The organism is Prosthecobacter sp. (genome assembly GCF_029946185.1).
Classification (GTDB): Bacteria; Verrucomicrobiota; Verrucomicrobiia; order Verrucomicrobiales; family Verrucomicrobiaceae; genus Prosthecobacter.
Window position 1 is genome coordinate 1 of the sequence record NZ_JAQSEA010000021.1, and the last position, 8,167, is coordinate 8,167.

Here is an 8,167-nt window from a genome sequence, read left to right on the forward strand (position 1 = left end):
GTATTCTTTGAAGTGTTGTTTTTGGACTATTAGTTGGGTTCATGTCTTAATGAGGGAGTTGCATACATGGTATTGAGATAAAACTTTCCAGTAACAGGATCTTTTTTATAGTGGGCGAAAATTTTTCCGTCTGTCAGATTGGTGGAGCGACTGCCCTGAGGATTTGCTGCCGTGCCTGTGCGTGTTTTTCCCCGGACATGTTCTTGGTAGTTTGGTCCCAATGCTGTTTCCAGTGAAACGGTTTCTACGCTAAACGCATTTTCCCCCATTCTCTGAGCTTCGTTGAGATTGTCGTTATATTCACGGCTGTTTTCCACAGCTTTTACGGCCTGAACCTGTGATCGCTCGCTGGTAAATTGCGTGGCATGTTTTGCGCTTCTATGGTCTACGCCGGCATGCACGCCATCTTCCGTGGTCTGGGTGATTGGATCCACCTTATGCATGGCTCTATCGTTAAGCTGACCTTCCGTCACTTCGGGTCCGTGACGACTATGCGCATGCCCTTTGGCCTTCAGACGGTCGGTTGTGGATTTGACGTCTTCTTCGGAAATCGCTAGAGCCTCAGGTGTGAACTTCTCGTTAGCGGGATGAGCAGGCTTTTCACCATCGGGGGGATGCCATTCTCGGTGTGCGGGATTGGTAGCATGTGGATCATAGCCAGATGGTGGGCCTTTTGGGAGTTGTGTGCCGTAGGGAGAGACGGCGAGGATTCCGCGGAATCGATCCAGCTGCCTTTTCTGCGGCGCGGTGAGGGTGCCGTTCGCCTCGGCAGCGGCAAGCTCATTGACCCGCTGCTGCGCGATGGCTCTTTGTGCGTGCGCAAGTTGGTGGGCTTCGTCGGCGTTGAGAGTGCCTGCGGCGGCTTTGTCCGAAAGATCCTGAATGGTCTTCCGTGCGTCGGGGATTGTGGGCAGGGGGCCGCGATCACGGGGTGCAGGGCGCGCGAGCGTGGCCTGAGCCTTTGCCAAGGCTGCCGCAGTGGTTGGGTGTATTTTATCACCGCGTGCCTCCAGGGTGGCCTTCTGGGCGAGGATGTTGGTTTCGGTTCTTTTGGAAAAGGTTTTTTCGGCGGCGTCGAGTTCCTGCTGCTGCTCAAGGCTCAGCGGGGTTTTCTGGGCTTTGAGCTTTTCGATGGTCTGGCTGGCTGCAAAGGCTTCATCGAAACTGGGAATCTTGTTGTCTGTGGTATAGTCTGGTATTGTCTGATCCGACGATGACGGATTGATTGTTTCATCCCGGGGCTTTCCGTCCTCGGATGCATCAACGTGGGTTTGCTCAACGCCGTTTTTGAACTGCTGGTGTGTATCCAGGGTGCCGCCTGTGCCGCCCATGATGAGGATCGCACCCATGAGTTCGGGGGAGTTCTTGATGAAGTCGCCGACGACTTGGCCGAGGTCGGCGTCGCGGTTGGTGGCCAGCGCCTGGCTGATCTGGCTGAAGAGCTCGTCCGGCAGCTCCTGGGGGAGGTCTGCGAGCGCGTGTTTGGGTACGTTGGTCAGGAGGTTTTTCCAAAAATCTTGGGCGGCCTCTTTGGCGGCGGTCTGGGTGCCGGCCTTGGAACCGAGGGCGGCCTCAAAGCCGGTGCGGCCACCGGCGGCCGTGAGCGCTGCTGTGACCAGACCGGATGCCAGTGCAAAGGGTGCGGTGGCCATCCATGCCTGGGCGTGGGTCTTGCCCTGCTCGCGCATTAGTCCGTAGGTTTCCGCGTACTGGCTGCCTGCGGTTTGGGCTCCGGAAATGGCAGACATGGTTCCCAGCCCACCGCCCAGCCCACGGGTGACGAGCAAGGTGGCCACCATGGGGCCGGCCATGCGCGCCACGTGGCCAAAGATGGCGGAGGCGGTTCCGGAGTTGCCACCCTCCGCTGAAATGGGTGCCATGAAATCACTGCTGCGCTTGGACCACTCGGCGGCTGTTTCAGAGGCTCCGGGGACGCCGACCATGCCTGCAACGCCTGCGGTCATGGTTCCCATGTCTGCAAAGCCAGCGAGCAGAGAGCGCAGGACATTGTCCGTGCCTTTGCTCCATAGCCCGCGCTGGTTCATCTCCTTGAGGTATTCGTTGGCCTGCTCGGCCTCGGAGCCCTGGCGCGGCTTTTCGGCCTGCCACTTCTGGAAGGAGGCGATGCCGGGGATCCACTGTGCGGCGCGGGTGCTGCCTGCCTGCTTGAGGATGGGCAGCAAGGCTTGTGCGTAGCCCTGCTGGAGGCGCGGCAGCTCCGCCATGGCGCGTGCCTTCTCCGCCTCGCTCGCACCACTGGCCGCCACCACGGCGGCGTATTTTTTGTCATTGTGGATGAACTCTGGGGCCACGTGGAGGGTGCCGTCCGACAGCACCGCAGAGCCGAAGCCTTCTCTCTTGGGTGGGCTTCCATCCCAGTCGTATTTTGCATAGCGGCCGTCGTTCAGGTAGTGGAGGCTCTTTGCATCCCAATAGGCGCTGACATGCTCGTGATTGTTCGGATCCAGACCCACTTTCGCCATCTGGGCTTTCCATTCAGCCTGCTTTTGCTCTTCGGTCTTGCCTCGGGTTTGCGGCAGCTTGCTTTCACGGCTGACGGCAATTTTGGCCGCACGCAGATTGTCCACTCGGTCTCTCGTTTTAACCGCTTTGATTTGATCCATCACGGGCGTCTGCCGCCTGTCTTTTTCTTTCTCGAGCTCCTGCATTCCGGCCTTGTACTGCGCACCGCGATCAGGATGCTTCTTCTCAAGATCGGAACGGCGCTGAGCCATCTCGGCATCCAGTGCGCGCAGGGATTTCGCATGCTCCGCCATGCCGTTGGCTTCCAGTTCGGCTAGCTGAGTGTCTCGCTTTTGACGGGCTGTATCGGCCTCGACCTGGGCTGCTGCTTGTTTCACTGCTTCCACAACTTTGGGCTCATACTCCGTGCCCGCTGGCGCGGTGGTGACGGCGGGTGATGTCTGCGGGGCCTGTGCAGGAGATTGCGATGGGGCAGGTGGGGAGGGTGGCTGGGAAGGGCGCTGCGGAGCGGGGTCGGCGGGAGGGGTGGATGGCTGCTGGCCTGCGAGTTCGGTGGGTGGCTGATTGGGGAGAGTCGATTCTGCCTCCCCCTCCTGGGCTCCGGCCTCCTTTGGTGCGGCAACCACGCGGGGGTCTTCTTCGGTGCTTTGTGGTGCTGTGTCGGCGACTGGTGGTGGCGGCTGCGGTGGGGCAGGAGGCTGAGGTGGCGCAGGCGCGGATGATGGCTGGGAAGTGCTTTGCGGAGCAGGGGCTGCGGACTTGGCGGCGAGCTGACGTGCAGCAGCATCTGCTGCTTGCTGGCGCTGAGCAGGGGAGGGCAGTGCTCTGAAGAAGATCGGGATGGTGTCAGCGGCTTGGTTGGGATTTGCCGTTTCGACAGGCCGATAGGGGACCTTAACCGCCTGCTGGGGCTGCTCTGGCGGGCTGCCTGCAATGGGCAGCTTTTTGCGCAGGTAGGTGGGGGGAGCGAAGAGGGATGGCGGTGTGGGAAACATGGCGGATGCGTGGCCGCAGGGCGGCGGTGGCACCTTCCGTGTTCTTCACAGCGTCAGGAGTGTTGGCGTATTGAATAAAAAGGGTTGGGTCGTGATTTGGAGATGCAACACGAAATTTAAAAAATGTGGAGTGGTGGTATTGAATGGTATTCAGGGGTGGCATGAGGTGTCGTGGGTTCGGGGCATCTGGCGGGGGGGCGAATTGTCCTGAATGTGGTTGGAGCGGTGGGTGGACGCGGGGCGCTGTGGGAGCAGGATGCTCCCACTCCTGCCGGAGACGCTGGGTGGTTCGGAAGGAGGGGGGACATCCTGGTCCCTGTCTGGGAAGAGGAGTGGGTGGGGCGGGGTGTTGAGGGTGCAGGATGCCCCCTCTCCTGGGTGGGATTGGAATCGCTGCAGTGCATACCAGAAAAAACCAGTTCTGGTGCCATGAATGAAATTTATTTAAATACTGTTTGACTCCTGAAAAACGGACCCAAGACTTCTCTCATGCAAGCCTGACCACAGCATGTGCCGTGTGGGATTTCTGCCGGATGCCGGAGCAGGTGCATAATGACGCAGCAGTACCCCCACGATCTCAGGTTCAACCCATTTTAATCATACCACATACAACCACACACTGATATGCCTGACGACTACACGCCATCCTCCCCCACCGCTGCTGAGGCGGGGGCTGTTTTTGACAATCTTTCGGAGGCTGATGCGAGCGCGGTGCTCGAGAGTCTTTCTGCTGGAGGGGACGACTCACGGAATGCTGGAGGTGACTCGTCAGGGGATGAGGTGCCGGGCGTGTCTTCGCTGGATGAGGCGCTGGAGGGTGCGGACCTGGCGCAGATGACGGATGCGCAGATCAAGGATTTTGAGAGCGGTGATCCGGAGCGTGTGGAGGCGGCGCTGGCGGCGCAGATGCAGCCACGTACGGGTGGCGATGAGGGGGGCGGTGCTCCGGCGCGTGTTTCCATCAAGGCGCTGAATCAGGCGGACCGCGCACGGACGGTGCAGGCGCTGGATTTGATCCGCGCGGGAAGTGCACCGGCGGATGCGTTTGCCGAGGCGTTTGGCATCACGGGGCAGGGGCATGCGGCGGTGGGTTTTGAGCAGGAGTCCGGGCCTGCCTATGACGAGGCCCCGGATTATTCGCAGGGGCTGGCCAGCGTGCCGCAGGTGGCGGATCTGGAGCAGCACCTGTCCGCGCTGCAGCAGCAGTACAAGCAGGCGAAGGAGTCGTATGATCCGGTGGCGTCTGACATCATGGAACAGATGACGGATGTGAAAATGGACCTGCGGGATGCGCGGCGCGAGGCGTCTGCGGTGAGCAACCACTGGCAGGGCCAGCAGGCGGATAGCCACACGCGGGCGATGGATCAGTTCGCGGATTTGATCACGGATGAGGGTTCTGAATTTGTTCCTCACTGTGATGATGAGATTTTGCTTGCAGAGGCAAAAAACGACCCAATCCTAAATTATCCTGACTGGCCTGAGAAGATCGGACGGCGGGTGATCGACAAGTTTTTCAAAGGACACGCGGCGCAGAGCCCGGGTCACGCGAGAGGCGCGTCTGTGATACCGCCAGCACCGCGACATTCGCTGCGGCTGCCCGGTTCACCTGTTGGCCCCGGTTTCTCCGCTGGTGTGCTGTCTCCCCTGACGGCGATGGCGGAAATCGACAAGCTGACTCCTGAGCAGCAGGACGCATTCATCCACAGCCTGGACAAGCTGACCTCCGCGAAAGCGCGGTACTAGCCGGTTTGTTTCGGTCTTAAGATGGTATGAACTGCCGCAAGATACCACACGTTAATCTTCAACTAAACACAACTGACAACACATCTCGTTCTGAGAAACTAATATGAGCGCCTATCACGCAGAATCCGTCGTATCCACACTCGCAGCCGCTGTCGCGGCTGATCCGTCCGTCGTCGCCAAGGTCTATTCCCAGCAGCTCCGCAAGGGTGCGCGCTCGGTGGATGACTTTTCGATGTTTGAGGGCGGGGAGGGCTCCGGAAAGCCCTTCATCGTTCGAAAGGACATCGCCTCCGCACATGCGGGAGACGAGGTCAAATTCACGGTCATGAGCCAGCCGCGCGGCCCGGGTGCGCGTGGTGAGCAGCCACTGCGCGGGAATGAGTCCAGCGTGGACTTCAAGACCTTCGGCTGCGTGGTGGACTTCTGGCGCGATGCCTTCAAGTTTACCAAAAAGCAGCTGAAGTTCATGGCGGGAGGCGGCGGGGTGAAGTCTGCCGTGCTGCTGTCCCTGCGCGAGAAGCTGGGCCGCCGCCGCATGAATGACATGAAGATGGCGCTGAAGCTGCAGGGGGTGGGCAACACCATCTACCCGAATGCACGCAAGACGCTGGCCAGCCTGAATGCGCTGGACACGCTGACGCCTTCGGGCATCACGAATGCGATCCCGCAGTGGCGCCGTCTCGGTGGCCGGTCCATCGTGGTGACGAGCAAGCATGGCAGCCCGGTTTACAAGCCGATGGTGTACATTCCTGATGCGGCGATCGCCAGCATCAAGAACTCCAGCAGCTATGAGCAGGCGGCCCTGCACGGTGGCGCACGCAGCAATGAGGAAAACCCGCTCTTCTCCGGCAAGCTGCTGGACTGGAATGGCGTGGGCCTCTTTGAGCATGCGTCGGTGGATCCTGAGAACGATCAGTGCGCTGATCCGCTGGCCCCGCGTGCGATGCTCTCCACCGGATTCGGTGTGGACTCCGCTGCGGTGGACTGCATTCTCAAGAGCCATGCGTCGGACACCAAAACGCCCTACATGGCGTGGATGGGCGGCTACAAGTATGAGTGGTATGAAGGTCAGTCCACCAGCACAGCCCTCACCGCCCCCGGTGGTGTGGCCTGGACGACGTTCTACTCTGGCATCACCTCCGCCACTTACTATGGCTGGGTGATCAATCCGGACGGCTCCGTCGGCTTTGTGAGCTGGCTGGGCACTGGAAACAACGGGAACCAGATCACGGTGAACGCGATCTTGAATCCGGACAACACGGCTGACAACTCCACGCTGGGTGTGGCGACGCTGGGGAACTTCATCGCCACCGGGGACACCTGGGGCCTGAACACCGCCGGCACTGCCTACACGCGTGTGGCGGGTGGTGTGGGTGGCTCATCGAACTGCTCGGCGGACTTTGTCTGGACGTCCGAGTTTGATGCGGGTGCCTACATCATTCCGTGCAATGCGAATGGTGCGGTGGACATGTGCAGCCTCATCCTCGGCCAGGACACGGCCGTGCGCGCCTATGTGGGGGATGACCTCCTGGTGGGCGACAAGGACGACTACTCGTTCGTGGATGGCGGCGGCTATGAGACCATCTTTGGCCAGGCACCGTGCATCCGCACGGATGGCAAGACCAGCGGTTACTCGGTGCTGCGCCACGCAGGCCAGCACCCCGGCCTCGAAGTGCCGACCCTGAGCGCGTAATGCGATACAGCGGCCCGCATGGTGTCTTGCAAGAGCGCCGTGCGGGCTAGCACTCCAACTCAATCTTTATCCTCCTCTTACTCTTACTCTTACTCCTCCTCCCTTTACTTGGGCGTTCATTGAACAAACGTCCAAGCCAAGGGAGGAAGAGTAGGAGTAGGAGGAAGAGTAGGATGCCAGAAACTACCTTTGATCTAACTTGACTAACTTTACATTTTTACCTCCAGCCTCCCTTGCGGGTGCGGCCATTGGCAAGCGCCCCAGGGAGGAAACAGGGAGGTTCCGATTCCAAGTCCAATACGTCTGATATGTCCTATGCGTCTTATAAGTTACTCACAGTCACGTGCCGCGCTTCCTGGTGAAGACGGAGCTGATTGATCGAGGACGAGTTCGGGTAGGAGGACGAGACTGAACCGCTCGGCAGCACCTTTCACTTTTCACTTAATACTTTTCACTTTTGAAACACCATGAAGCCCAATACCACTGCCTGCCCCTCTCTCACCACTGTTATCACCCTGCCGGGTCGCGTTGATTCGGCGCTGCTGGCGAAGCATCGCCGCGCGGATGAGCCGCTCATCGTGGTGAAGCTGGTGGGGGTGGGGAATAATGCGCCTTATGATTTCCACGACAAGGGGACGCGCTCCTACATCTTCCGCTTTGAGTCGGCGCAGGAGGGGCACATCCTGCGTGTGCCGCTGCACCTGTGGCAGGCGGGGAAGGGACGGCTGGCGCATGATCTCATGGACCAGCGCCGACTGCCCCACGCGATGGTGGTGACGCTGGAACCACCGACTGCGGCGAAGCCCACGCCGCTGCTGAATCTCGCCGAAATGGGCGCAACGGACACGAGCACTGACACCCGAAACGTGGTTGGGCCGGGTGCTGAGCCGACCGTTGCGCCCGCCGCGGAGGAGCAAAAGACGCTGCCTGAATGCGGCGTCACTGAAGCGGCTGTGAAGAGAGCTGAAGGAGCCGGACGGGCTCAAGCCGGAACGACGAACGAAGATGCCATGAGCGAGTGCGCTGAGGACGGTGTAAGCACCGCCAGCGTGGCTGTCACCAGCGTGCATGCTGTGGAGCCGCTGCTCATTGGTGGCAGGCCGCTGCATGAGGCGGCGTATGATCTTGTGGAAACACCGAAGCGCCTGAAGGCCCTGGCTGCGCTGCTGGGCGTGGCTGAGGATGCGCTGCGTGCGGCCATTGCGCACTCGGATTCGAAACTGGAGCTGGCGAGCGCTGGCTGGGTGCGGCG

The 8,167-nt window shown here is 60.3% G+C and carries 4 protein-coding genes; 3 read left to right on the forward strand and 1 reads right to left on the reverse strand.

Annotated features, from left to right (window positions below):
* Positions 1-29: 29 nt before the first annotated feature.
* Positions 30-3,479 carry a hypothetical protein gene (locus tag PSV43_RS01195; RefSeq protein WP_300192845.1) on the reverse strand — a complete coding sequence of 1,150 codons (3,450 nt, stop codon included), beginning with the start codon at positions 3,477-3,479 and terminating at the stop codon, positions 30-32.
* Between the two features lie 624 nt (positions 3,480-4,103).
* Here PSV43_RS01195 and PSV43_RS01200 point away from each other — a divergent pair.
* From PSV43_RS01200 to PSV43_RS01210, 3 genes are all read left to right on the forward strand, one after another.
* Positions 4,104-5,222 carry a hypothetical protein gene (locus PSV43_RS01200; RefSeq protein ID WP_300192847.1) on the forward strand — a complete coding sequence of 373 codons (1,119 nt, stop codon included), beginning with the start codon at positions 4,104-4,106 and terminating at the stop codon, positions 5,220-5,222.
* A gap of 103 nt (positions 5,223-5,325) precedes the next feature.
* The gene (locus PSV43_RS01205) at positions 5,326-6,915 is read left to right on the forward strand and encodes a hypothetical protein (protein ID WP_300192849.1); all 1,590 of its coding nucleotides are present in this window, start codon (positions 5,326-5,328) and stop codon (positions 6,913-6,915) included.
* Between the two features lie 467 nt (positions 6,916-7,382).
* Positions 7,383-8,167: hypothetical protein (locus PSV43_RS01210; RefSeq protein ID WP_300192851.1), on the forward strand; the 785-nt coding region annotated here is incomplete at its 3' end.

What these genes read in the sequence shown, in the direction of transcription:
- PSV43_RS01205 (WP_300192849.1), top strand. Translation starts at nt 5,326, where the DNA reads ATGAGCGCCTATCACGCAGAATCCGTCGTATCCACACTCGCAGCCGCT.
- PSV43_RS01200 (WP_300192847.1), top strand. Translation starts at nt 4,104, where the DNA reads ATGCCTGACGACTACACGCCATCCTCCCCCACCGCTGCTGAGGCGGGG.
- PSV43_RS01195 (WP_300192845.1), bottom strand. Translation starts at nt 3,479, where the DNA reads ATGTTTCCCACACCGCCATCCCTCTTCGCTCCCCCCACCTACCTGCGC.